Source organism: Enterococcus sp. BWR-S5 (assembly GCF_016745255.1).
GTDB lineage: Bacteria > Bacillota > Bacilli > Lactobacillales > Enterococcaceae > Enterococcus_L.
Genome location: NZ_JADOEQ010000005.1, coordinates 161,152 through 187,227, shown reverse-complemented (window position 1 = coordinate 187,227; position 26,076 = coordinate 161,152). Strand labels below are relative to the sequence as shown.

23 protein-coding genes and 1 other RNA gene are annotated in these 26,076 nt (G+C 40.4%); 6 read left to right on the top strand and 18 right to left on the bottom strand.

All coding sequences use genetic code 11. From position 1 onward, the window contains the following. Nucleotides 1-267: 267 nt before the first annotated feature. The 3 genes from rnpB to IW510_RS08525 form a co-directional block, all read right to left on the bottom strand. An RNA gene (rnpB, locus tag IW510_RS08535) (RNase P RNA component class B) lies at nt 268-635 on the bottom strand. Between the two features lie 72 nt (nt 636-707). Further along, on the bottom strand, nt 708-1,118 hold the full coding sequence (gene gpsB, locus IW510_RS08530; RefSeq protein WP_202058587.1) for a cell division regulator GpsB: 411 nt from the start codon (nt 1,116-1,118) through the stop codon (nt 708-710). 94 nt (nt 1,119-1,212) lie between these two features. Continuing rightward, nucleotides 1,213-1,752: a DUF1273 domain-containing protein gene (locus IW510_RS08525; protein WP_202058585.1), complete on the bottom strand. Its 540-nt coding sequence runs from the start codon at nt 1,750-1,752 to the stop codon at nt 1,213-1,215. A 62-nt stretch (nt 1,753-1,814) separates the two neighbouring features. Here IW510_RS08525 and recU point away from each other — a divergent pair, with 62 nt between their 5' ends. After that, on the top strand, nt 1,815-2,441 hold the full coding sequence (gene recU, locus IW510_RS08520; protein WP_202058583.1) for a Holliday junction resolvase RecU: 627 nt from the start codon (nt 1,815-1,817) through the stop codon (nt 2,439-2,441). Nucleotides 2,442-2,462: 21 nt separating this feature from the next. Further along, the gene (locus IW510_RS08515; protein WP_202058581.1) at nt 2,463-4,742 is read left to right on the top strand and encodes a PBP1A family penicillin-binding protein; all 2,280 of its coding nucleotides are present in this window, start codon (nt 2,463-2,465) and stop codon (nt 4,740-4,742) included. Nucleotides 4,743-4,827: 85 nt separating this feature from the next. Here the strand turns inward: IW510_RS08515 and IW510_RS08510 are convergent, their stop codons facing one another. From IW510_RS08510 to rhaB, 7 genes are all read right to left on the bottom strand, one after another. Next, nucleotides 4,828-5,730, bottom strand: coding sequence for a hypothetical protein (locus tag IW510_RS08510; protein WP_202058579.1), 903 nt, complete (start codon nt 5,728-5,730; stop codon nt 4,828-4,830). Between the two features lie 231 nt (nt 5,731-5,961). After that, a complete protein-coding gene (locus IW510_RS08505; RefSeq protein ID WP_202058577.1) occupies nt 5,962-7,566 on the bottom strand; it encodes a CTP synthase in 1,605 nt (534 codons plus the stop codon). A gap of 273 nt (nt 7,567-7,839) precedes the next feature. After that, entirely contained in the window at nt 7,840-8,991 is a 1,152-nt protein-coding gene (gene fucO, locus IW510_RS08500; protein ID WP_202058575.1) for a lactaldehyde reductase, read from the bottom strand. 616 nt (nt 8,992-9,607) lie between these two features. Continuing rightward, nucleotides 9,608-9,919 (bottom strand): L-rhamnose mutarotase, encoded by a 312-nt coding sequence (gene rhaM / locus IW510_RS08495; RefSeq protein ID WP_202058573.1) that lies wholly within the window; start codon nt 9,917-9,919, stop codon nt 9,608-9,610. An 11-nt stretch (nt 9,920-9,930) separates the two neighbouring features. After that, a complete protein-coding gene (gene rhaD / locus IW510_RS08490; protein ID WP_202058571.1) occupies nt 9,931-10,758 on the bottom strand; it encodes a rhamnulose-1-phosphate aldolase in 828 nt (275 codons plus the stop codon). A 55-nt stretch (nt 10,759-10,813) separates the two neighbouring features. After that, nucleotides 10,814-12,097 (bottom strand): L-rhamnose isomerase, encoded by a 1,284-nt coding sequence (gene rhaA / locus IW510_RS08485; RefSeq protein WP_202058569.1) that lies wholly within the window; start codon nt 12,095-12,097, stop codon nt 10,814-10,816. Beyond that, the gene (gene rhaB / locus IW510_RS08480; protein WP_202058567.1) at nt 12,094-13,563 is read right to left on the bottom strand and encodes a rhamnulokinase; all 1,470 of its coding nucleotides are present in this window, start codon (nt 13,561-13,563) and stop codon (nt 12,094-12,096) included. The genes rhaA and rhaB overlap by 4 nt, the downstream gene beginning before the upstream one ends. Nucleotides 13,564-13,950: 387 nt before the next feature. On the opposite strand from rhaB, the gene IW510_RS08475 reads away from it, so the two are divergent. The 4 genes from IW510_RS08475 (at nt 13,951) to bglX (ending at nt 19,393) form a co-directional block, all read left to right on the top strand. Continuing rightward, complete coding sequence (locus IW510_RS08475) at nt 13,951-14,820, top strand: AraC family transcriptional regulator (RefSeq protein WP_202058565.1); 870 nt, start codon at nt 13,951-13,953, stop codon at nt 14,818-14,820. Between the two features lie 146 nt (nt 14,821-14,966). Continuing rightward, a complete protein-coding gene (locus IW510_RS08470; RefSeq protein WP_202058563.1) occupies nt 14,967-15,788 on the top strand; it encodes an AraC family transcriptional regulator in 822 nt (273 codons plus the stop codon). Between the two features lie 91 nt (nt 15,789-15,879). Beyond that, on the top strand, nt 15,880-17,151 hold the full coding sequence (locus IW510_RS08465; protein WP_202058561.1) for a PTS sugar transporter subunit IIC: 1,272 nt from the start codon (nt 15,880-15,882) through the stop codon (nt 17,149-17,151). 22 nt (nt 17,152-17,173) lie between these two features. Next, nucleotides 17,174-19,393: a beta-glucosidase BglX gene (gene bglX, locus IW510_RS08460; protein ID WP_202058559.1), complete on the top strand. Its 2,220-nt coding sequence runs from the start codon at nt 17,174-17,176 to the stop codon at nt 19,391-19,393. 370 nt (nt 19,394-19,763) lie between these two features. Here bglX and IW510_RS08455 read toward each other — a convergent pair whose 3' ends face one another. The 8 genes from IW510_RS08455 to IW510_RS08420 form a co-directional block, all read right to left on the bottom strand. Beyond that, a complete protein-coding gene (locus IW510_RS08455; RefSeq protein ID WP_202058557.1) occupies nt 19,764-20,069 on the bottom strand; it encodes a hypothetical protein in 306 nt (101 codons plus the stop codon). Between the two features lie 25 nt (nt 20,070-20,094). Then, a complete protein-coding gene (locus tag IW510_RS08450; protein ID WP_202058555.1) occupies nt 20,095-20,793 on the bottom strand; it encodes a PoNe immunity protein domain-containing protein in 699 nt (232 codons plus the stop codon). Nucleotides 20,794-20,809: 16 nt separating this feature from the next. Beyond that, complete coding sequence (locus IW510_RS08445) at nt 20,810-22,372, bottom strand: pre-toxin TG domain-containing protein (RefSeq protein WP_202058553.1); 1,563 nt, start codon at nt 22,370-22,372, stop codon at nt 20,810-20,812. Next, nucleotides 22,359-22,745 carry a hypothetical protein gene (locus tag IW510_RS08440; protein WP_202058550.1) on the bottom strand — a complete coding sequence of 129 codons (387 nt, stop codon included), beginning with the start codon at nt 22,743-22,745 and terminating at the stop codon, nt 22,359-22,361. Before IW510_RS08440 ends, IW510_RS08445 begins: the two co-directional genes overlap by 14 nt. After that, on the bottom strand, nt 22,742-23,002 hold the full coding sequence (locus IW510_RS08435) for a DUF3130 family protein (RefSeq protein WP_202058548.1): 261 nt from the start codon (nt 23,000-23,002) through the stop codon (nt 22,742-22,744). The genes IW510_RS08440 and IW510_RS08435 overlap by 4 nt, the downstream gene beginning before the upstream one ends. A gap of 228 nt (nt 23,003-23,230) precedes the next feature. Continuing rightward, on the bottom strand, nt 23,231-24,061 hold the full coding sequence (locus tag IW510_RS08430) for a sugar phosphate isomerase/epimerase family protein (RefSeq protein WP_202058546.1): 831 nt from the start codon (nt 24,059-24,061) through the stop codon (nt 23,231-23,233). 227 nt (nt 24,062-24,288) lie between these two features. After that, a complete protein-coding gene (locus tag IW510_RS08425) occupies nt 24,289-25,584 on the bottom strand; it encodes a TRAP transporter large permease (protein WP_202058544.1) in 1,296 nt (431 codons plus the stop codon). 2 nt (nt 25,585-25,586) lie between these two features. Then, nucleotides 25,587-26,072, bottom strand: coding sequence for a TRAP transporter small permease (locus IW510_RS08420; protein WP_202058542.1), 486 nt, complete (start codon nt 26,070-26,072; stop codon nt 25,587-25,589). Nucleotides 26,073-26,076 lie beyond the last annotated feature (4 nt).

The window sequence follows — 26,076 nt, the reverse complement described above, 5'->3', positions numbered from 1 at the left end:
CTCTCCTATTCTATGGTTGTCACTTACTCATCATCCTCAAATTACTTCTGCCTCTGATGTGCTGTCTCTATCTTCTGTCTACCATTCTATCTCTTCAAGCAGCTGCTCTCTGAAGCAAAATACACTACTGTTTTCAGCTCTATCGTCAGCTGCAGCTGGTTCATTTATTCTTCTTACTGCCTTGATTAGTTAGATATCTATCTCTTCCCTATTCGTAAAAAAAGCCTTCACAACAATGTTGGAAGGTCAGCCTGATTGCCTGTAATTTTCTATAAGCCATGTTCTGTATCAGTCTTTTCTCAGGCAAAAAAACTGACGGTCACCATCTATCTGCAGAAGTATTCTGCCTCTTCTACTCGTTCATTTCCTTTAGAAGAGTGCCCCTACCAAAATTTGGGTTGCTCGCTCGAGGGGTTTACCGCGTTCCACCAGTACAGTTTCCCGTACTGCTTCGTCACTGTGGCACTTTCAAGGATACTCAAACATAGCCGAAGCCTTAGTCATTTTTCCTGCCGTTACTCCAAAGAGTACCTTAGCTTATGATTTCGCTAAGCACGAACACTACAGACATCTCAGCCTGTGCGAGCATGGACTTTCCTCAGTCTGAATTAATCAGACCGCGGTAACCCGAAAATTACAGGTATCCACTTGCATAAATCCTGCGAAAGAAATCTGTTGATTCTTTCGCAAGAGCTATCTATCACTGATTAAAATTGACGTGTCTCAGCATTGTCATGTGATGGTTGAGGTGCTGATTCATACACTGGAGCTGTACGCGTCGGTGCCGGAGTTTCATCCAGCTTCTTACCAAAAACTTCTCTTTCAAGATTAGACAATCTCTTTAAGATATCAAAGTTTGTCACAGCAGCACTCTTAGGTGCTTCTTGCATGCCTGCACTTCTTGAAGGCATTGTTTGTGATACCTTAGATGCCTGATCAAGCTTCGCAGTCAAACGACTGTTTTCTTCCTGTAATGCCAAGATTTCTTTATTAAATGCTTCGTAATCTTTGATGACATTATCTAAAAACTCATCAACTTCAATTGGATCATAGCCGCGCATTTTTGATTTGAATTCTTTTTGTAAGATTTCTTTTGGGTTGTATATTAAATTTGCCATATCTACACCTCATTATATTCTTTACTCATTAGCCCAATTCATAATTCAACATTTTTATTGTATCTAAAAACAGACGGAAAATCAAACAGATTCTTTATTCATGAGAAAAATTTTGTAAATCATCCATAGAAATTAACCGATTTTCATAAAAATGTGTCTCTGCAAAGGCTTCGGCGTCTCGTAAAAAGAACATACTTTTCCCGGGATATTCCTTATCATAGATTAACAGCGCTGCCTGAGAGTGTGTCAAAATGAAGGTTGTATGTCCTTTTAGCTGTGCCGGCGACTGATATGGACGGCGACTGACAAAATCAACATAATCTGCCTGTCCTTCTATCTTTTCTAATAGAAGCTTGTTTTTTTCATTCCAGTTTTCCCCAAAACCTTGAAAAGGAAACAATATTCCCAATTTTACTTCGTATTCAGCCTTCAACTCTAAAACTACTTCTCCCGCCCACAACTCAATTCCGAGGTTGCCGGCAATTAGAAACCACTCAACTCCCTCTTCGATAAAGTTAATCAGCTCACTTTTTAACATTTTTTTAATAACCGCTACTTTCGGGTCATTGTCTTGAAAAACATTCAACTCGAAGCTGCGATATCCGGTAACAAAAACCGTTTTTACGACTTCCATAAGACTTTCCTTTTCTTTCATATGCTTTTTTTGATATAATATTCGCTAGGAGTGTGATAGACATGGTTTTTCATTATCCAAACGGAACCCCCTTCAACAATAATGAAGCAATGAAGAAGAAAAAACAAGAAAAAAAGAAGACAGTTGATTTTGGTAAACGGGGCATGGATTTTGAAGATGAGATTAATCAAAGCAACAGCTATTATTTGAGTCGCAGTATCGCTGTGGTTCATAAGAAACCTACTCCTGTCCAAATTGTGAAGGTTGACTATCCTCGCAGAAGCGCAGCAGTTATCAAGGAAGCCTACTTTAGACAGGCCTCCACAACAGATTATAACGGAGTATATAAGGGTCTTTATTTGGATTTTGAAGCCAAGGAAACTAAGAATAAAACATCGTTTCCCTTCAAAAATTTTCACGAACATCAAATCGTTCATATGGAGCAATGCATTGCACAGCAGGGAGTTTGTTTTGTTCTGCTGTGGTTTTCATCTCTAAATCGCTGCTTTTTCTTTAGCGGTGAACGCCTGATTCATTATTGGTCAGAGCAGCAAAATGGTAAAAAATCTCTGCATTTAAGTACCCTGGAATCAGAAGGCATCGAGATTACACTTGGTCTCGCCCCCAGAGTACCCTATTTGGAAGCAGTTGATACATATATTCAAGCAATGAAAAACGAGACACGTTAAATCAAAAAGGAGCAAATAAATATGGCAAGCGAATTCGGGACAAGATCCCAAAAACATGGTACCCAACCTCCGTCAGGTTTACCCGACGGAACCGGAAAACCAAAAAAGAAAAAAAATATTTTTATAAAGATACTGATTGGACTTGTTGCGTTAGGCTTTATCGGCCTACTGAGCGGTGTTGGTCTTTTCTGGTTTTATGCAAAGGATGCGCCTGAACTGGACGAAGCTCGCTTAAGCGATACGGTATCTTCTAAGCTTTACGATATAAATAATGAAGTTTTTGAAGACCTTGGTTCAGAGAAACGAGAAATCATCCAGCCCAATGATGTACCTCAATTACTGAAAGACGCTGTTGTATCTGTAGAGGACAAACGTTTTTACAAACACAACGGTATCGATCCGATTCGGATTATCGGTTCACTGTTTTCAAACCTTAAAACAGGAGGACTGCAAGGCGGTAGTACTTTGACACAGCAGTTAATTAAGCTTTCCTTCTTCTCCACTAAAGCATCCGATCAGACCTTAAAGCGAAAAGCTCAAGAAGCGTGGATGGCGGTAAAACTGGAAAGAGAAAATTCAAAATCAGAAATCCTTACCTATTATATAAACAAAGTTTATATGGCAAACGGTGTGTACGGGATGGAGACGGCTGCACAGACCTATTTCGGTAAGCCACTGGCAGAATTGAGCCTTCCGCAGACAGCATTGCTTGCTGGTATGCCTCAGGCGCCAAATGACTATGATCCTTATACAAACCCTGAGTTAGCCAAAGAACGTCGAGATGTTGTTCTTTTAACGATGCAACAGAACGATAAAATTACTGAAGAAGAATACAAGCAGGCAGTAGCCACTCCTGTGGAAGAAGGTCTGCAGCCCCTCAACCAATCGACAGCTGATCGAAAAGTCATTGATAACTATGTAACTGAGGTTATTGCTGAGGTTGAAGAAAAGACTGGAAAAAATGTCTATACAGATGGTTTGGATATTTACACAAACTTAGATATGACTGCGCAAAAATACTTGTTCGATATTATCAATACAGACCAATATGTTGAGTACCCGGATGCAGATATGCAGGTCGCTTCTACTGTTATTGATGTTAAGACAGGTCAAGTTAAGGCTCAAATCGGCAGAAGAAACATTCCTGATGATGCTCAGCTGACTCAGAATCTGGCAGTTAATACAGGTCGTGATATTGGTTCAACAATGAAGCCGATGGTCGATTATGGACCTGCAATTGAGTATTTGGATTACTCTACCGGAAAAATATTGGTGGATAAGCCGACAACGTTTGCAGGCACCTCCACTTCTGTATACAATTCAGATTTGCAATATTTTGGGTCAATGACGATGAGAAAAGCAATTGTTTACTCAAGAAATACAACCGCTGTTCAAACCTTTGATGCAGTGGGTGCTGATAAAGCAGGCGAATTCCTTAAAGGGCTTGATATCGAATTCAATCCTATCGAGCAAGCCAATGCCATTTCAAGTAATACAAGCGATTTGGGTGGCGGTAAATATGGAGTCTCTTCCCTGAAGCTGGCTGCTGCTTATGCTGCTTTTGGTAACGGCGGAACATACAACAAGCCATATTACGTAAGTAAAGTCGTCTATCAGGATGATTCTGTGGATGAATTTTCTACAGAAAGCTCACGGGCGATGAAGGATTCCACCGCATACATGATGACAGATATGCTGAAGGATGTTATTACTGAAGGCTATAATAATGCTGCAATTGACGGTTTAGTCCAAGCAGGAAAAACAGGAACATCTAACTATTCTGACGAAGACTTAGTACGAATGGGTATGGTTGGTGAATCTAATATTGCTCCTGATAGCAGCTTCGTTGGATACTCTACACATTATGCAATATCTGTTTGGACCGGTTATGAAAATCGAGATACTCCGATTCATTCAGAATATTGGGGTGTCGCTTCAGACGTCTATCGAGAAATGATGCTTTACCTTTCTCAAAATGTATCAAATGATGATTGGGAAATGCCCGACAGCGTTGTTCGGATTGGTACTGAGCTATACGTTAAGGGAGGACAGGCGCAAGTGCCAGTCTACAGCGAAACCTATTCAAATACAACGACCACTTCGGAATCAAGTAGCGAAAGCTCGTCTAGTTCATCTAGTGCAAGCCCGTCGGTAGAGCCAACACCAGACCCGACAACAGAGCCTGAACCGGAACCAGAGCCAACGCCTAGTACCGAACCGGAACCAACTCCTAGCACCGAGGAGGAACCTCCTCCGACACCGGAGCCAACGCCGGAACCTACACCGACTCCCTCGCCTTGAGGGAGCATTACAAAATTTTCTTTTACTATCTTTTAACCGAAATAAAGACACACCTGAAATCGAATCAGGTGTGTCTTTTTCTTTATTAATAATTAATGGTAAAGGAAATTTGTGCTAGAGTGTCATAGTCATCATTCAATATTTTTCCACTCCAGGTGATTGTTTCTCCAGCCTTCATTTCATGGTACACCAGCTTATCTCCACCTAAGGTTTCTCCAGCCTCTTTTTCAGAAGAATCACCAATGTCCGTCACCTTCACTTTGCTGACTGTTTGTGTTTTCACGCCGGAAGCTGCGATATCTCCAATAACACCGAAATCGTACATGTTAATTACACGTTCACCGTTCAGAGTCGCTTCGCCGCTTAGTCGAATAGCATCCTGTGTAAGATTCTTGAAGGAAATAATACTGTTTTCCTTTGAAACCTCAATAAACGCGTCCGCATACATTTGCTCTCCCGTAGCTTTTTCCGTTGAAGAACTTGAGCTGTCCTTATCCTTCTCTTTACTTGATTCCTTTGTTGAAGAGCTATCGTCGCTTTTCGCTTTTGTAGACTTTTTACTTTCTGAGCTTTCTTCTGAAGAGCTGCTTTCTGAGGTAGGAGCCTCTCTGGTAAAGGTAAATACTTCATTATCTTCTTCATTTTCCAAAACCAGCTTTTTATTAATCATTTTGTATGTGTATACTTTTTCAGAACTACCAGATTCCTTTAGCGTAATAGTCTTTTCGTCCTTATCAACTGTTCCAATCTTATCGCTATAGGTTGAGGAAAGAATCGCATCTGTGTCATCGATACTTAATTCCCTGCTAACATAGCCAGATTCACTGAACCAAGAGCCTTCAATGTTATTCTTATCTTTTTTTTCTGATTCACTACTTGTTGAATCAGCTGACTTACCAGCGTTGTTCGCATTTGTACAGCCTGTTGCAATAAGAACTGTAGCAAGCAATACTACGATCATCCCAAATACTTTTTTTACACTTTTCATAAACAGTCCTCCTTATTTTCTTTATGTATTTTAGCATATGGATGATTTTTCAACCTCTGCATTTTGCATACCTCAGCCATCTCAAAGCTATGCTTTTTTGTATGAAATAGGCTTTCTCAGAAACTGAGTAAGCTATCAATCTCCAGCTTCTGCTGCATGCAAAAAACGCCCAATAAGTATGCCACTTATTGGACGTTGCTTTAGCAATAGTACTAGCTATTACCTATAGATTTATTTCTGATTTTCCAAAGCTGCACCGACAAAGCCTTTAATCAACAATTGTGGGCGATTTGGACGAGAAATCAACTCCGGATGGAATTGACAACCGACAAAGAATTTATTCTCTGGAATTTCAACAATTTCAACTAAGCGATTGTCCGGAGAGACTCCTGAAAATACTAAGCCATTATCTTCAAAAAGCTGACGGTATTTATTATTGAATTCATAACGATGGCGGTGGCGTTCCTGAACAACCTCCTGATCGCCATACGCCTGTGCAGTGACACTGCCCTTCTTCAGCTTACATGGATACAGACCCAAACGAAGTGTACCTCCAAGGTTTTCAACATTTTCCTGATCTGCCATCAAATCGATAATATTGTTTGTTATATCAGGGTTGGTTTCAGCCGAACCAGCATCTTCCAATCCAACAACGTTACGTGCAAACTCCACACAGGCCATCTGCATACCTAGACAGATTCCTAAGAATGGCACATCCTTTTCACGGGCATAACGAATCGCTTCAATTTTCCCTTCGATACCTCGATCGCCAAAGCCTCCGGGAACCAAAATACCATCTGCCTCACCTAACAGCTCAGCCACGTTCTCAGCAGTAACATGTTGCGAATCAACCCAATCAATGTCAATATCTGAATCAAAAGCAAAGCCTGCATGCTTTAATGATTCAACGACAGAAAGATAAGCATCCGGCAACTCAACATACTTCCCTACAAGCGCAATTTTTGTCTTTTTCTTCAGATTCAGCACTTTTTCTTCCAGTGCACGCCAGTCTTCCATATCTGCCTGTGGGACATCCAGCTTCAGATGATCACAGACAATCTGATCCATGTTCTGAGCTTGCAATGCTAAAGGAATAGAGTACAGTGTTTCCACATCTCTTGACTCAATAACCGCTTCAGGCGCAACATCACAAAATTGTGCCAGCTTATTTTTTGTGTTTTGAGAAACAGGAAGTTCCGTTCTCACAACCAAAATATTTGGCTGAATACCTAAACTGCGTAATTCTTTCACACTATGCTGTGTCGGCTTTGTTTTCATTTCTCCGGCAGCCTTCAGGTAAGGAATTAAAGTAGTATGGATGTACATGACATTATCCGAGCCTACATCCGCCTTCATCTGACGTAATGCCTCAAGGAAAGGTAATGATTCAATATCACCAACCGTTCCTCCGACCTCTGTAATGATAATGTCAGAGTCTGTCATACTTGCTGCACGCATGATTTTTTCTTTAATTTCGTTCGTGATATGAGGAATGACCTGTACTGTAGCTCCTAAGTACTCCCCTTTACGTTCTTTTCTTAATACTTCTGAGTAAATTTTCCCCGTTGTCACATTTGAGTATTTGTTCAAATTGATATCAATGAACCGCTCGTAGTGACCCAGGTCCAAGTCTGTTTCGGCACCGTCATCTGTCACGAAGACTTCTCCATGCTGGTAGGGACTCATGGTTCCCGGATCCACATTGATATAAGGATCAAATTTCTGAATCGTCACTTTCAATCCACGATTTTTCAGTAAGCGTCCGAGAGAGGCAGCTACGATTCCTTTTCCTATAGATGAAACCACGCCGCCGGTAACAAAAATATATTTTGTCATAATTACAAAAACCCCTTCGTATAAATGATTTAGAGAGAACATTGAATAAAATTACTCTTATAAAAAAAAGAAAACGCCCCTATCCAAATGAATAGGGAGCGAGTAACATTCAATTTCTGACCTTTTAAAAGGTGCCCAAGTAGTATAATACAAGCAAAAGCTTTCGAGGTCAAGTGATAATATGAAGATAGCGTTTCCCTGCTCGTTTAAAAACAATCGTTTTCTTTTCTCTCTAAAAACTGTCGATTCTTCCGAGCTATTTCACGTGCCGTTTTACATTAAGCTTTGGTACAATGCAATAATTTCCTCTACAGATGCATCACGAGGATTGCCTGGTGAACAAACATCCTTAAACGCATCCTGTGCAATTTGTGGAAGGTCTTCCTCCTTCACACCCAACTCAGATATCGTCGCCGGAATGCCAACATCTTTACTCAGCTGATCGATGGCTGTACAAGCTGCATCACGAACTGCTTCAATACTCATGGTAGCTGCATTTTCCAGTCCCAGTACCAAGGCAATTTCACGGTATTTCTCACCAGTAAAATCTTTGTTGTATTTCATTACTGTCGGCAGTAGAGAGGCACACGCTACACCATGAGGAATATTGTACCATGCACTTAATGGATGCGCCATTCCGTGCACCAAGCCCAAGCCGACGTTCGAGAAGCCCATACCAGCGATATACTGCCCCAACGCCATCTCTTCTCTGCCTGTCTGATCGCCATTCACAGAAGCTCTCAGCGAGCGACCAATAATTTCGATTGCTTTGATATGCAGCATATCCGTCATTTCCCAAGCGCCCTTCGTGATGAAGCCTTCGATGGCATGGGTCATGGCATCCATCCCTGTCGCTGCCGCCAACGCCTTCGGCATCCCCATCATCATGTCGCTGTCTACAAATGCCACGATTGGGATATCATGGGGATCGACACAAACAAACTTACGGTGATTCTCTTCGTCTGTAATCACATAATTGATGGTTACCTCTGCTGCTGTCCCTGAAGTTGTTGGTACCGCAAGGATTGGTAAACAAGGATTTTTCGTCTCTGCTACCCCCTCCAAGCTGCGCACATCCGCAAATTCCGGATTGGTCACAATAATTCCGATTGCTTTCGCTGTATCGATTGGTGAACCGCCACCGATGGCAATAATACAATCCGCAGCAGCCTCTTTCACTGCCGCTACACCATCTGTGACGTTTTTAATTGTTGGGTTAGGCACGATGCCATCATACGTAGCATAGGCAATTCCTGCTCCATCCAATAAGGCTGTTACCCTCGTCGCTACCTCAAACTTAATCAGATCCTTGTCAGTAATCACAATCGCTTTTTGGAAGCCGCGCTTTTGAAACTCGCCTACAATCTCATTGATTGCTCCTTTACCAAAATACGATGTTTCATTTAATACCATTCTGTTTGCCATGTCCTTATTTCCTCCTCATGTGTTATTTTTCACAAGTGTATTTTGAAGCAAATCTGGGACATAAACTAAATGCCCAGACTCTTAGCGTATCTAACCTGAATAAACGGTGGGACAGAAGCACACTACACTTCGTTCCGATATCATCAAATGCTAGGCTCTAAAGAGCCAAGTCTTTGAAGGTCTTCGACAATAAGCCGAAATTGTTGAGAATTACTATTTTGCTCACAAAATAGATGATGAACAATACCTACTTGGTTAGCAAAAATTTGTGGAGCACCAAGTAGGAATCAATCAACATCGGAATGGAACATTCCGTGTTTCTTGTCATTTTCGTAAATTCAGCCTTATTGCTTAGAATCACTGTGATTGCTTACTTTGCAAGCAGAACAGATGATGAAAAGTACCTACTTGGTGCTTGAAGCTAACCGCTTCTGTCCCAACCTCATTTAAGCTCAGAATTTTCATCCAAACAGGTACAGATTATTTCTTTCCACAAAAATGTAAGCGATATACATTTTTTATTTTAAACGATTGATAATGCTTTCGCCAGTTGAGATACTGTCTTCAAAATTATCAAGAGCAGTCATCATTTTTTATGAACAGCTCACTTTGTCTTCTATAGCTCAAACACCGGGCACAAATCGACTGCTATTGGCGAATGGTCAGGATTCGTTTCCATGATATCCTCCATGTAATCCCACCATCTTTTATTGATTTCAGTCTGAGCCGTCAGAGCCCAACGTTCTTCATCCTCGATTTCAAGATAACCAAAAAGCACGCTTGTCTCCACATCAAGAAAAATGGAGTAGCTTATCGCTCCATGCGCCTTCAACATTTGCTCCATTTCAGGCCATAGCTCATCGTGACGTCGCTTATATTCTTCATGTTTATCCGAATAAACCTTCATTCTGACTGCCTTTTTTATCATCAGTGCAGCTCCTATCTAGACTTAAGATAGCCGGCTTTCGGCTCAACACCAAAGGCATCCGCTAACGCCCAAAGATTTTCATCCGTAATTGTCTGCTTCACGCCTCCCTGTGCGCACACATAGGTGTACACTTCGGCTGCTTTTTCAGCAGTTTCGATTAATCCAAACACTTCATCCATATCTTTTCCGGCACCGTAAATACCGTGCTGAGGCCATAAGACCAAACGTGTTTCCTTCATCTTAGCAGCTGTTGCTTCACCAATTTCATTGGTTCCGGGAACCAACCAAGGAATGATTGATACGCCTTCCGGAAATACAACCAAACATTCCGTACACATTTGCCACAAGGTACGTGTAAATGCTTTTTCATCTAAATCATGCGTAAAGCTCATCGCCAATAAGTGACTGGCATGGTTATGCATAATAATGCGATTTTCAGGGTCTACTTCTAAACGTGCAATATGACTCATGAAGTGGCTTGGCAGCTCGCTTGTCGGTACTGCGCCGTGTTCCAATCCCCACAACAGCTCAACAGCCTGACCATCCTGACTTACTCGCACAACACCCAAGTTTTCCGATGGTGCATCACAAACGTTTTTGAAATATTTCCCTGAGCCGGTAACGATAAAATAGCTTCCTGCCAATTTACTGCCATCAAAAATCATTGGAATTGTCCGTATGACTTTTTCAGGATCAAGAAACGGCAAAATCTCTTCTTCTTTTAATAAATAAGAAATATTCCCACCATTACGCTCATCCCAACCTAAACGATACAGGTTTGCTGTAGTATCAACCATTTCACGTACAAATGGCGCTTGTAAAATATCCATTTTTTTCATTATCCGTCCACTCTCTCTTCAATTAGTCTCTTTTAACTTTTATCGAAGCGACCGTTTAAGAAAAACGGCAGCTGTCTTTTCCAATTGCTGCTTCACGTTGACTCAAAACTTCTTTTTCATATTCCTTCACTTCCGGCAGCCAGTCCAAGCCAACTGGAACTCCCTTTACCTCACAATAGTAGTTCCATACATCAGCGAATGGGAAGTCCTTCAGCTCTTCAATCATCGCCAAGCGAGTGGTATAGTCGCCAGACAGCTCGATTTCCTTCAAGGAATCAATTGGTTCAAGCATCGCTTTCATGATTGCTTTCTGTGTATTTCGTGTACCAATGACCCATGCGGCAACACGATTAATTGTTGCATCGAAGAAATCAAGACCAATATTAGTCATCGGCAGTAACTCATTACGGACTAGCTCTCGCCCAATTTCCTGAAGCTCATCATCCATGATTACGACATGGTCACTATCCCAACGGATTGGGCGGCTCACGTGAAGTAAAATCCCTTCACTGAACAGAGAAAGTGAAGACAGCTTATTGGAAATAACTTCCGTCGGATGGAAATGTCCTGCATCCAGACACACCAGCTTATTGCGTGTCAAACCGTAGCCCATATAGAACTCATGGGAGCCAACAGTATACGCCTCAGCACCGATTCCAAACAGCTTGCTTTCTACAGCATCCAAGGTATACTGTTTGTCCAACTCCTCAGAGAAAATTTCATCAAGCGATTCCATCAATCTTCTTCTCGGTGCTAAACGATCAATTGGATTGTCCTTGAAGCCATCCGGCACCCAAAAATTATTAACACAAACCTGACCAAGCTCTTTACCGAAGTATTCAGCGACTTTTCTTGAACGTTTCCCGTGTTCAATCCAGAAATCACGCACATCCTTATCCGCTGAAGCTAAAGTGAAACCATCTTTATACATTGGATGAGAGAAGAAAGTCGGATTAAAATCTAAACCAAGTCCTTGTTCCTTTGCCCAAGCAACCCATTTTTCAAAATGCTTTGGCTCAATCTCGTTTAAATCCACTTGCTCATCCGTATCTAAATAAATGGCATGAAGATTCAGTTTGTGGTTACCTGGAATCATTGCATAGGCCTTTTCTAAATCGCGGCGTAATTCGTCCGGTGTGCGCGCAGCTCCCGGGTAATTTCCTGTGACAGAGATACCGCCTGATAATTCTGCATCGCTTAAAAAGCCTTTCACATCATCGCCCTGCCAGACGTGCATTGAGATTTTTACCTCATCCATTTTTTTCATTACAGCATCTGTATCCACACCTAATGCTGCGTATTTCTTTTTCGCTTCTTCGTATCTTTGCTTCACTGTCATCTAGCTGTTCGCTCCTTTAAAAAGTTTTTATAGTCATTAATAATTGTTTTATCGAACTTTTTCGGTTCGTGTACAGAAATCTCAAAGGATTGCTGAATCACCTTGCGTGCCTCTTTCAAATCACTGAACACGCCGGTAGTAATCATTTGCAAGAGAATATTACCAATAGCCGTCGCTTCACCCGGTCCTGCCTCTATAACAATTCCTGCAGCATTTGCGGTTAACTGATTCAAAAAGAGATTATTTGATCCTCCGCCAACAATGTGCAGCTTATCGATTTTTTTTCCGGTTCCTGTCAGCTGTTCCATTTTTTCCAACTCTATTGCATAACATAAAGCCAAATTATCATAGATACAACGTGCCAGCTCTCCCGCGGATTCTGGAATCCTCTGCTTTGTTTTTCTGCAATAATCCTGAATTGCCTCAATCATGTTATTCGGATTAAGGAAGCTTGGATCATTTACGTCAATGAACTGCTGAAATGCAGGTGTTGCCTCCGCTAAATCTGCCAGCTCTGCATAGGTATACTGATAGTCCTGCATACGAGCAACTTCCTGTATCAGCCACATCCCCATAATATTTTTCAAAAAGCGAATCGTATTATGTGCGCCCCACTCATTCGTATAGTTTTCAAAGAAGGCCTCTCTTGATACATTAAACAACGTTGTTTCGATCCCCAATAGTGACCAAGTACCACTACTGATATAGGCCCAATCGTCTCCTTCGCCCGGTGTTCCAATAACTGCCGAAGCCGTGTCATGGGTTGCAACAGTAATAAATGTCGCTTCCGGTAAATCAAACGTTGGGAACTGCTCTTTTTTCAATTGTCCTAATATGGTTCCTGAATCTGTCAATGGCGATAGTAGTTCTTTCTTAATGCCTGCCAATGACAATAACTCTTCATCCCAATCCTGCGAATCAGGATTAAGGAGCTGCATGGTTGAGGCATTGGTCTTTTCTGTTACAGCATTTCCTGTGAAAACATAACCTAGATAATCAGGTATCAGTAACAGTTTTTCTGCTTTATTGAGCTTTTCCTGACTCTCAACAAATAGCTGAAAAATGGTATTGAAGGGTTGAATCTGAATACCTGTTTTTTCATAGAGCCTTTCTAATGAACATTCTGCTGTAAACGCCTGTACTGCGCTCTCTGTTCGTGTATCTCTGTAGGAAATGGGCTCTTCCAACAAGTCGCCGGACCGATCGATTAGACAATAATCAACTGCCCATGTATCAATGCCGATGTAACATTTCGTAACGCCTGACTTTTTTAGTTTTTCCAAACCAATAAGAATCTCATTTATTAAATGATGAATCGCCCATCGGTCATGACCATCCTTCATTCTAAAACCATTCTTAAAGCGATGAATCTCTTCTAATGTGAGTTGACCATTAGCTTGCAGCTCACTCTTCATCAACCGACCACTGGAAGCACCAATGTCCACAGCAATATAAGTTTCTGTCATTTTTTCACCTTCTATTTCACTTTTTTGATAGATAGAAACTCTATTTTTTTGTCCCAAAAACAGCAGACATCCCTCTCCGTACTTTCAGCATTTCTTGTTTCTCCTAAAGTAAGAAGTTGCCTCATATGTATAGAGTAGATTAGAGATTTCATATAAAATAAAGCGATATCATTTCATTTTATTACTTCAACTGTGTTTTTGCTTACAAAGTAATGATAGTATCAATCGAACTCTTTTACATCACACATTTTTGATATATAATTGCACTATATTGGCATATAAATTCTGTAAACTAAATCTCGTTGCCTCTCTTTATTATTCATGATTTCTATTTTTGTCAGGTAAGGATTTAGCAGCATCTGTATAGCCACCGAAAGGAGCATTTTCATGAGCTACTGGGAAAAGGCAAATCATTCGTGGAGTCCCGACTCCACTCGTTATATCAATACACCCGACCAGAGGAGCAAAGAGCTTTTTTACTACGTTCAAGAAATTGGTCACTTCAAGGCGCATCAGCCTTACTACACCGAACGAGCAAACCTACCTTCGTTTTTAATGAAATTCACTCATTCAGGCCAAGGACGACTTGTCTATAAAGAACAGGAATTCTTGTTGAAAAGTGGTGATATCTTCTTTATCGACTGCCGAGAGTATCAGCATTACCAAACAATTAGTGACGAACCTTGGGAAATGGACTGGGTTCATTTTTTTGGCGGAATGTCAGAGGCCTTTTATCAGGAGTTTATGCGAAACGGGACAAATGTTTTTCATACCGACACACCGCCTTTGAATAATCCAATCCACCTCATTATCAATCAGCTTTTGCTGCTGCAGGAAAGCCAGCACGCCCAAACAGATTATCAAAGCTCTGTGTTGCTTCATCAATTATTGAATGAATTGCTGCTGCAAAAAAATCAGTTGGATTTTACTTATGAAGAAATTCCGAATCACGTCTTGGCTATGAAAGATTTCTTGGATCAGCATTTCAAAGAGTCAATCTCTATGGAACAGCTGGAAAAGCTTTTTCATGTTAACAAGTATCAATTGAACAAAGATTTTTCCCGTTATATCGGACAACCCCCTATAAACTATCAAATTAATAAAAAAATTTCGTATGCGAAGGATCTGCTTAGGTACTCCAATCAGTCGATTCAAGAGATTGCGATGGAAATCGGCTTGGAGAATTTTGCCTATTTCAGCCGCTTGTTCAAAAAACGAACAGGGTTATCACCAAGCATTTATAGGAAGATTGGGTAGCTTTTACGTTTCTTTTTCTGGAGATAAAAAAGCGTGTAGCTCACTTTTTTTGAACACAGCATCATTTAATCTAGCAATCACTAGTTGCTTTGGCGCAGCACAAACAATAGGCTTTTTCTTACAACTGTATTGGGAGGAAAATGAGAATGAAGCACGAAAAAATCATTCCAAGTAAAAAATATCCATTTAAAATTTTTGAGTTCCACTCTAAGGACACCGAACGATTGATACTCCCCCACTGGCACAGCAGCATGGAACTGCTGCTATGTCTAGATGGCTTGTTGGAAATCAGATACCCGCAGTCCATCCATCAGGTTAGAAAGAATCATCTGTTTTTGATTAACAGCAATATCATCCACTCCACAAAAACACCTGAACCAAGTCAGGTGTTTGTCATACAGTTTCCCTTAAGCTTTATTCGACAGCTGACAGAAGATACCTATACGCAGTCGATTTATTTTGAAAAGGAGCTCTCTCAGCATCCTGTGCTTATACAACTGATTAAAGAAATTCATACGATTTACCAAGAAGACAGCATTGCCAAACGCGCTTTAGTCATGAGCAAAGTGTATGAGATTATTTCTGTCTTACTGGAATCCTTCAGTATTCCAACGGTTGAAATCAAAGATATCCGCTCCGTAAAAAATCTGGATCAGCTTAGGAAAGTCAACCGATTTATTGAAGACAACTACAACAGAAATTTAACACTGGAAGAAGTAGCAACGACTTTTAATTACAATACCTCCTATTTTTCTCGATATTATAAGCAGTTTATGGGGATTACCTTTATTGAATATCTGAAATCAGTTCGTCTTAATAAAGCCTATTCTCTATTGAGAGATACCGATTTGACCATTTTATCCATCTCAAACGAATGCGGTTTTGGCAGTGTAAAATCTTTCTATCTCGCATTTAAAGAACATTATGGGAGTTCCCCAAAACAATATCGCCAACAATTTCTAACGTAAAAATATGACCGATTTCTCGTAAAATTTCGGAAAGACTTGTAAAGCGCTTACGAATATAATACAGGTATCAAAGCTAAAGGAGATGTTTTTCTTGAAAACAAAGATCAGCAATTTATTTGATCGATTAAGCCCTTTTTTCGACAAAATGGGGAACAGTCCCTATCTTAAAGCCATTTCAGGGGCGATGATGGGAACTTTAGGACCTGTATTGATAGGATCAATCGCTGTACTATTGATGGTTTTACCGTCATCACTACCCTTCCTATCCTTTTTAACCAACTATTCAGATTTATTTTCTAAACTGAATGCCATCACGATTGGGGCTATGGCTCTGTATGTCGTTGTACTAATGGCTTATCAGCTTGTAAGGAACCTTGATGAAACAGAGGACGGAATTTCTGCAGGTATTATTTCTTTATTATGTTTCTTGATTATTACCCCTCTTGGTACAATACCAGAAGATATTACGGCGATTCCTACAACTTGGCTGGGAGCTCCCGGTGTTTTTTCCGCGATGTTTGTCGGACTTGTCAGCGCTAGATTGTACTTAGGAATTAAGCGCAAAGGTTGGACAATCAAAATGCCTGATGGAGTTCCGCCGATGGTAACAAAGGTTTTTGAGTCCATCCTTCCAACCATTTTGATTGCACTGGTTTTCATACTTATTTCTTCACTTTTCAGTATGACCTCATTCGAAAATATGCATGAATTTGTCTATACAATTATTCAAAAGCCCCTTCAAGGGATTGGCGGCTCCATTGGTGCTGTCATCATCATTTCTCTTGTACAGCAAATTCTTTGGTTTTTCGGTATTCACGGTACTAATGTAGTTATGCCAATTGTCACTGCGTTATGGATGGCAATGGATGTCGAAAATCTAAATGCCGTTGCTGCCGGTCAAACACCACCAAATATTACCGGGTTAGCATTTTTCAACATTATCACTTGGGGCGGTATGGCACTTGGTCTGGTTCTACTTATGATGAGAGCGAAAAGCAAGCAATTCCGTGAGGTCGGGAAAGTCTCAATAGTTCCTGCGCTTTTCGGTATTACTGAGCCTGTTATTTTCGGTACGCCTTTAGTTTTAAACTTCAGACTGGCGGTACCATTCATTACAAATAATTCAATCGCTTTACTCTTAGCCTATTTACTGACAAAAACCGGTTTAGTTGCTCATTTTTCCGGAGTACAGGCAATTTTTGGTTTGCCAATTGGTTTTCATGCAGCTGTTCAAGGGAGTATTTCCATTATTCTTCTGCAGCTATTCATCCAGCTTATCCTATCCCCATTACTATGGTATCCATGGTTCAAGGCATTGGATAACGAAACTTATCGCTTGGAACAAGAAGCAGAAAAAGAATAATCTTTAATCAGGAGGCACTATCATGAAAGAAGAAAAATTACAGGAGCTGCTCCATTCCCTTACTTGGACAGAAAAAGTAGGACAGCTCGTTCAGCTATCAGGTGAGTTTTTTAACACCTCCGCATTAACCGTTGGTCCGCAGCAAAAGCTAGGCATCTCTGATGAGATATTAAGCAATGTCGGGTCTGTACTCAACGTAGCGGGTGCAGCAAAAACGAAAGAAATTCAACAAACTTATCTTGAAAAATCTCGCCATCAAATCCCGTTATTATTTATGGCTGATATCATTTATGGTTATCGGACAGTCTTCCCTATCCCGCTTGGTCTTGGTGCCTCTTGGAATCCAGACTTGATAGAAGAAGCATATACAATCATCGGAAAGGAATCACAGGCTGGCGGTGCACATGTTACTTTTGCTCCGATGGTCGATTTAGTCAGAGATGCCCGTTGGGGACGATGCCTGGAATCTACGGGCGAAGACAGCTTATTGAATGCAGCCTATGCCTCTGCTATGGTTAACGGACTGCAAAAGAATTTAGATAAACAAGAAGGAATTGCTTCCTGTGTGAAACATTTTGCTGCTTATGGCGCAGCGGAAGCAGGAAGAGAATACAACACCGTTGACATGTCCGAAAGACGCTTGAGACAGGACTACCTTCCCAGCTATAAATCTGCGGTTGATGCCGGCTGCAAAATGGTCATGACCTCCTTCAATACCTATGATGGTGTTCCAGTTACGGGAAATGAATTTATTCTAAAGGATATCCTTCGGGAGGAATGGGGGTTTGACGGTGTAATCATTTCCGACTATGCGGCGGTGAGAGAATTGATTGATCACGGCATTGCTAAAGATAATAAAGAAGCTGCTTATCTGGCGATGAAAGCAACCAATGATATTGACATGAAATCGCCTTGCTATGCAAATGAGTTGCAGCCTCTATTGAAAGACGGACGAATTGATGGTGAGCTGATTAATCAAGCTGTCCTTCGCGTACTGAAGCTGAAAAACGAGCTGGGTCTTTTTGAAGATCCATATAGAGGAGCAAGTGAAGCGAAAGAAAAGGAAACGTTGTTGAAAGAAGACCATCGAGCACTTGCTAAAAAAGTAGCAGCTGAATCTGTCGTCTTACTGAAAAATAAAAACAACCTTCTACCGCTCAATCCTCAGGCAGATGAAAAAATCCTATTAGTTGGTCCTTACGGAGATAATCAAGAATTGATTGGTCTTTGGGCTGTTCATGGGCAAACCTCTGACACGGTTTCTATCAAAGCTGGTCTCGAAAGCTATCTTAAACCAGAAAACCTTTGTGTTGAGAAAGGCTGCGACATGCTGGAAAGCTATGATTTCCTTGGGGAGTTCGGTGCGACAAAAGATATGATTGATAGTCTGTCACTGTCTGATGAAGAGAAGAAAACCTATTTAGAAAGTGCACTAGCCGCAGCTGAAAAAGCAGACACTATCATTTTTGCAATGGGCGAACATACGATGCAAAGCGGTGAAGCCGGCAGTCGAACCGATATCCGCCTGCCTCAAATTCAAAGAGAGTTCATGAAGCAGCTAATTGTACTGAATAAAAAAACTATCTTACTTTCAATTAGCGGACGTCCGCTTGTCTTGACTGAGGAAGCAGAAACCATTGATGCCATTCTTCAGGTCTGGTTCCCGGGAACAGAAGGTGGTCACGCAATTGCTGATATCCTGTTTGGTCAAACAAATCCATCCGGAAGATTAAGCATGAGCTTCCCTTATTCGGTTGGACAATTACCAATTTATTATAATGAATTCAAAACAGGTCGACCATTGACCAGCGCGACACATTCCGGACGCTTCGTATCCAAATATCTTGATAGTCCAAATGCGCCACTCTTTCCATTCGGTTATGGGCTAAGCTACAGCGATATCCATTACTCAGGCTTAACCTTAAGTGATACGAAAATGTCAGAGGAGCTGACAATCAGCGTACAAATTGAAAACACTTCTAACCGTGCGTGTCTTGAAACCGTTCAACTCTATATCCAAGATGTAGTGGGCTCAGTTGTTCGACCAATTAAGGAGCTGAAGCAATTCAAAAAAGTTCAGATTGCCGAACACGCTACAGTAACAGTAGCATTTACACTGACTCGAGAAGAGCTGAAATTCTATACATGCTCAATGAACTACGAAGCAGAAAATGGTACATTCATTGCCTTCGTTGGGCCAAACAGCACAGATACACAGGAAGCTGCTTTTGAATTGGTATAATTAAAATAAAAGCGTCTATGTACTAGATATTTAGTACATAGGCGCTTTTAGCTGTTGTTTGAATAAAGAAAATCAATTCTGTATAGGTGTTACATGGTGTTTGGATTAAGACAGGGATAATTGCCCAAAAAGGTAACTGCTTTTTTAGTTACATGACACTCTGCTATGTGAAACGTTGGAACAACTGAGTGTGACGGGGTGCGAATTCTTATATATCAACAATCTTAATTATAAACGGAATACCCCAAGGGACAATTAAAAATAGCGAACGAACAATCGGGAACAGCTTTTATTATAAGAGGCTGCTTTTTCTATGTAAAAGACTGCCCGACGATAGGCGGTCTAATTATTATTTAGCGTTGATAGAGCTTTATTCTATTACTTTTTCGTCTTCCTTCTTCGTCTCATTTTCTTTCTCAAAATACTTTTGTTCAGAATTCTTTTTCTTCTCTGTAGAAAAAACATCGTAATAATAAGCCGCTATAGCACCATGTATCAACAACATTATTCCTATATTGCCTCCCCCTGAGGCTTGTCTTAAAAGAAACAGAAACGAGACATACCCAATTGGTATAACCAGCCCGACACCATTTGAATAGCCCTTTCTTCCAAAATTTACCTGAGCGAATCTTAAAGCGACTAATCCAGAAATCCATATCATTATAAAAACAAACATTTATATTCTCCTTTTTTCTTCTCGTTCAACCCTCAAAATGAGCCAAATCATAGGGATAATATTGTGAATCTTTTAAATTATTATCGGGTATATCTAGCAGTTTTGCTACTGCTGCAGCTTCAAAGCACCAGTAACCGTTGTAAATATTTACCTTTGTCTCCTTATGAGAGTCGTACCAACCCATCTCATCATTCGTTTTATACCAAACATCGTTTACAAAAGTTTTAAGCTGTTCTGACTGTCTTTCTTTGTCATCCAAAAAAACCAAGTTATATAATGGTTTATAATCCTCAATTTGCAAATGCTGATTAGATATCTCCTCAGTCATTTTTCCATTAATTAGAAAATTCATTAGAGAATCTTGGTGTAAATCGATTGTTGCTAGCTTCTCTAATTGTTCTTTATCTGATTCTAACAAAACTGCTAACGAGACAAATGTTAACGCCTCAGAGTATCCGTGAGTAACCCCTTGAGTTCCTAGCTCTATATATTCATCTAATATATTAGTAAACTCCTTTTTCAATTCAGAAAGACTATCGCCTCGTGAATATTTAGCAATTACTAGCCCAATTTCAATACGGTTTTTCCCATCTTTTACAGGCAGAATACGATCTTCACGAACTTCATTTTTTCTCAATTTTGTATCAAACTTTTCCACACGTAAAGAATCTTCTTTTATGAAAGCGTCAAAGTAATCCTCGCTTTTCAGTCTATCTCTCAACATTTATTATAACCTCATTCTACTTTTTTATTTTATTTCCAAATTCATCTACGTAGGCCGTAACATACGAACCGTCAGGATTGATTTTTTCAATCAGTACTCTATCATATCCTTCTAATAGGATATCATCATAAACATCTTTACCAACAGCTTTTATTAGTCTATCATCTTGTAAAATCCAACCGTCAGACATTTGCTTAGTTCCATTTTTTAATTTATCAAGCGTAGATGTTCCAAACTTCGCTTCACCGATAATATAAGGCGGGTGTCCATCTGGATTATAGTATACCCCGTCTATCCCTTTTCTAATTGGATTGTCTATCTCTTTCACAGTGTCTATGCTAATTCTATTATATCCTTTTTCCGCCATGACTTGATCCATTTTCATTTCACCATAATTGGATTTCCTAACAGTGTTTCCTTTTTCGGTCAACGAGAGAGAGCCGTCTTCAATTTGTTTGATAATTTGACTTTGTGAACCTTTGTTTAGATTTCTAGGTACCATATCATCTGCTTTTTCAATTATCTTATAATCACCCAAGTCACCCATTTTAGAAAACAGTCTGAGTTCATCCTCAGTCAATGAAACACCACTAAGCAGCTTCTTATTAAGTTTGATATTTTTAAGTATATCAATCATTTTTGCTGCTGATAACAATTCTAAAGCTGTCCAGAATCCAGCTTTCATCCACTCTTCTAATGTGACCTTTTCACCAGTTATTGGATCTATTCCTATGAAAAAGCGAACACCATCGTATACACCGGAAACCTCGCCCACAAAGTCTATGAGGAATTCTAAATCCTTCTCCATCATTATTTTATTGAACTTGTCGGTTGCTTCTTGATTAAGCACACCGTTGTTGTATATTTTGTATTGTGGGAATGGCTCAATCCCATCGTGGGTAAATTTGACCATTCGCACTTCCGGCTGCTCAGAATTAAAAACAGACACTTTGTTATACCAATCCATTTTATTATAATTTAATCGTGCATAGCCCTTAATCGGATGGAAATTTTTTGATTGAGAAATTTGTGTCATCCCTATTTTTAGCTCTCCGATAGTGGATTGTATATCGTTAAAATCCCCGCTGTGAGCTGCTTCAAAAGCTATATACTTCGTTAATATCTCAATTTCTTTCGTGAAATACTCCGCACTTGAATCTAAGCCACTCAACCTATTCGACAGGTTAGACAGTACATAGTCCTCCGCCTTTGACATGCTTTCTAGCAAGTTCTTTCTACTTGTTTGTATTCCGGTGAGTTTGTCTTGCATCTCCTGCAGCTTATCGCTATCAAGTTGATTCTTTGGTGATCCGACTTCTGATTGAAAAGCAGATAAATAGCTTGTTAATGTCTCTGATACAGTCATGGCACTATTCCAAATTCCATCCCCGAGAACAGGATAAGTCTGGAAATAATTTTTTGTATTACTCCATGCCGGACTATCAAGCGACGATGTGTGCACTAAATCATTTGCGCCACTCTTTACACTCTCGAAAGAATCACTCATAGACATGACTGCCCCATTTATTGAATTTGCTACTGCTGACAGCTCAGAAAAGTCAATTTTAACCATTTCCATGCACCGCCCTTTTTTGGCGATCTAGGTTACTTTCTACCTCTTCCAGCTCACGCTTAACTTTTCGCTGCTGGTATTCAATCTCCTCAAATTCGGTATCTATTGACATGCGTCCTTGCCTAGTCACTAGCTCCCTTTCATCAAAGCTACGCAGCGAATGAGCCTCTGAGTGCGTGCCTTGACTTAAGAAACTGACCTCCTCTAATATTTCTAACTCCGCTCTATTGAGCTGCTCCCACGATTCCACAAAATCAGAAAGCTGCTTCTTTCTCTTTTTAATGGTGCTTTCTTGTTCTTCCAGCCGGTCATACTCTTGCCGAAGAGTGAAAAGAGTTTCCTCTGCCTCTTTTTCTTGAATTGTTCTTGCTTCAGTCATTTGACACCTACCTTCGCAGCTTCCGAATCTGCATTTTTGTAGGCTGCTGCAATTTGTCGAATGTTTCCACTGTCGGTTTGCACATTCGATGCAAAGCCTGAAACAAGCCCTGTTAAGTCTGAAATACAGCTAGTTAATCCAGATACAGCCGGACTGTCTGAATACGAGACAGACGCTTGTACATTGAATGTCATGCTGCCGCCTTTTGCAATTTCATTGGCTATAGCATTTGCTGTTGTTACACTGTTTTTTATCATTTTTTCTCCTTTACAACCCATAACACACCGAGCATAAAGTTTACCACAATGTAAAAAAACTATTTCAATAAAGTTTTTAAAAAAATACAAAAAAAAGATAACCAACAATCTGGTTATCCTTCCTTTATTTTACCGACTGGAACTTGAGGTTTTCTATTTCTTCCCTCATTCATTCCGAGCATTCATGCTCTCCCCGTATTGTTACTCTATCAGTGGTCAACAGATATTCTACAACGAAGCAATTAGTTTTTTCGCTTGAGCTATTTTTTCGTCCTTCGTTTCCTCTAATACAATGTTAATCAGCGGTTTATTCTTATTGATGATTTCAAGCATACCTTGAACATCCATCAGGCCCTCACCTACTGCTGTCGGAACAACTTTTTCATCTTCAATAATAAAGTCTTTCAAATGGATGGCAACTATCTTTTCTCCGAACAAATCAAACGCTTGTTGCAAAATTTCCGTCTGTTTTTGATAATTATCGGCTGTAATTAAGTTTGTCGCATCCAAAATAACGCCCAGATAATCAGAGTCAATTCGTTGAACCAGGTCATGCATTTTCTCTACAGAATAGATTGGATGATTTAATCCAGGCTCGATGCCGACCATCATACCGTACTTTTCACCACAGTTAACCAAACGCTGAATAGAGACAACTGCTTTCTCAAATGCTGCTTCCGTAAAGTTCTTCTCTGTATAGATTATTTCTTCCAGTACATTGCCTGTTTCAGAAGCAACCATAGAAGCACCAAAATATTTTGCATATTTCAGATAGCTTTCGAATTTCTGTAACACTTCTTCCCTTATTTCTTCATTCGGATGAATCATGTTGATGTAGCAGCTCAAAATCGCTATCTGTACATCCTGTTTCATAAAAGTATTTTTCATAAATGTCCCAAAACCAGGAGATATATTCTCTTTACCGCTTGGCAGCTCAGGAAATGACATCCCTAAAGCCAACTGAACATTCCCTATACCTACTGCTTTTATTTTTTCAGGCAGTGCTGTAAAACTGTGATTTCCTGATATATCGTGCCCTCTTACTGTTAAATTATACAAAATGACCGCTCCTCTTTCTCTCTATTCACTTTCTTGTACTATTCATTATAAAATAGGAAACAGGCTGCTGACAATCAGGTGATTATCAGTAGCCCTTCCCTTTTATTTTTTTAGTTATAAACTACGTGCGGTCCCTCCTTTTATTCTATAAAAAACTGCCTTCTCTGGTTGTTTCGTCATTCATCGTGAAAGTTTGGGGTGATCACGATGAACTACTTTTATGTGATTTAAGAAGCGAGATTTGGCAGCCACATAACAATTTGCGGGAAATAGGTAATCAAGAACAAGACTGCTAGAATCGCAATATAGAATGGGACTAACGGCTTCAACATCTGCTCTGCTTTGACGCCGCCGACACTGGCTCCGACATAGAGGCCCGAACCCACAGGTGGTGTGATTGAACCCACACATAAGTTCATGATTGCGAACAGACCGAAGTGTACAGGATCAACACCGACACTTGTTACAACAGGTAAGAAAATTGGTGTAAAGATCATGATTGCCGGGCCTACGTCCATAAACATTCCTACAATCAACAGGACAATGTTCACCAACAGCAAGATGATATATTTATTTGATGTCAAACCTAAGATTGCTGCACTGATTGCCTGTGGAATTCCTGTAAATGCCATAGCAAAGGACATCATAGATGAAGTTGCCAGTAAGAAAGCAATTGTTCCTGTTGTCAATACTGCATCTCTCAACATTCTGGGAATGTCTTTGACTGTTACTGTTTTATAAAAGAACATCGCGATAACTAGTGAATACGCAACAGCAATAGCTGAAGCCTCGATAGCAGTAAACAATCCAGATAGAATACCGCCGATAATAATCACAATCAGCATAACACTTGGTAAGGCTTCTTTCAGTACAGTTCCTACTGAGCCTAGCTCAGAACGACTAATCGTTTTATAATTGTGTCTCTTTGCATGAAGGAAGGCAACAATCATGATACTTAATGCCCATAACGCGCCGACCAAGTAACCACCTAAGAAAAGTGAAGAAATGGATGCTCCGCTGGCAACCAATGAATACATGATAAAGGCTGTACTCGGAGGAATAACCATGCCTGTTGGTGCAGAAGCAATATTGGCCGCAGTCGCAAACTTACGATCATAGCCGGTTTTCACCTGCTGAGGAATCAATACGCCACCAATCGCAGTTGATGCTGCGATGGCTGAACTGGACATTGAACCAAACAAAGCATTTCCTAAAATGTTTGTATGCGCCAGTCCACCAGGCACACGTCCAACAAACAACATAGCGAAATTCACGAGCTTTTCAGCAATTCCGCCGCCATTCATTATAATGCCCGAGAGGACAAAGAATGGAATGGCCACTAAAGAGAAACTATTTAAACTGGACACCATTTTCTGTGCAGAGGTAAAGACTGCAATATCAAATGGAACAACTAACAACAACGTTACGATTGAGGAAACGGCGACACTGATTGCAATCGGCATTCCCAAAATCAACAATATGGCAAAAACGATGAATAATATCAGACCTGCTTCTAACGCCATATCTACCCCTCCTTTTTACTTTCTTCTTCTGACTGCTGATCCAATAAGTTCAGCAAACTATAGATAAACATAATAACTCCTGATACCGGAACAGCCAGATAGACATAGCCCATCGGAATGGAAAGTGATGGTGAAATCTGTCCCATCGTTACAGTAACAGCCTTCCATCCGCCAAATACCATGATGAATGCGGCAAAAACTAAGAATAATATCTGTACGACAATTTCCAATAAACGCTTGTTGCTTCCGCTCAGGTTATCACTGAGCATCGTCACAGCTAAGTGGCTGCGCTTACCGACAACATAGGCTGAAGCCAGCATTGACAGCCAAACTAAACCAAATCGAACAAGCTCTTCTGTCACTGTATTTGGACTATTCAATACCGTTCTGGTAAATACCTGATACAGCACAACAAGAATCATCACTGCTAAAAGAATTGAACCAAAAATTTCTAAAAACTTATCTAAAGCATTTCTAACTGCTTTCATTTTT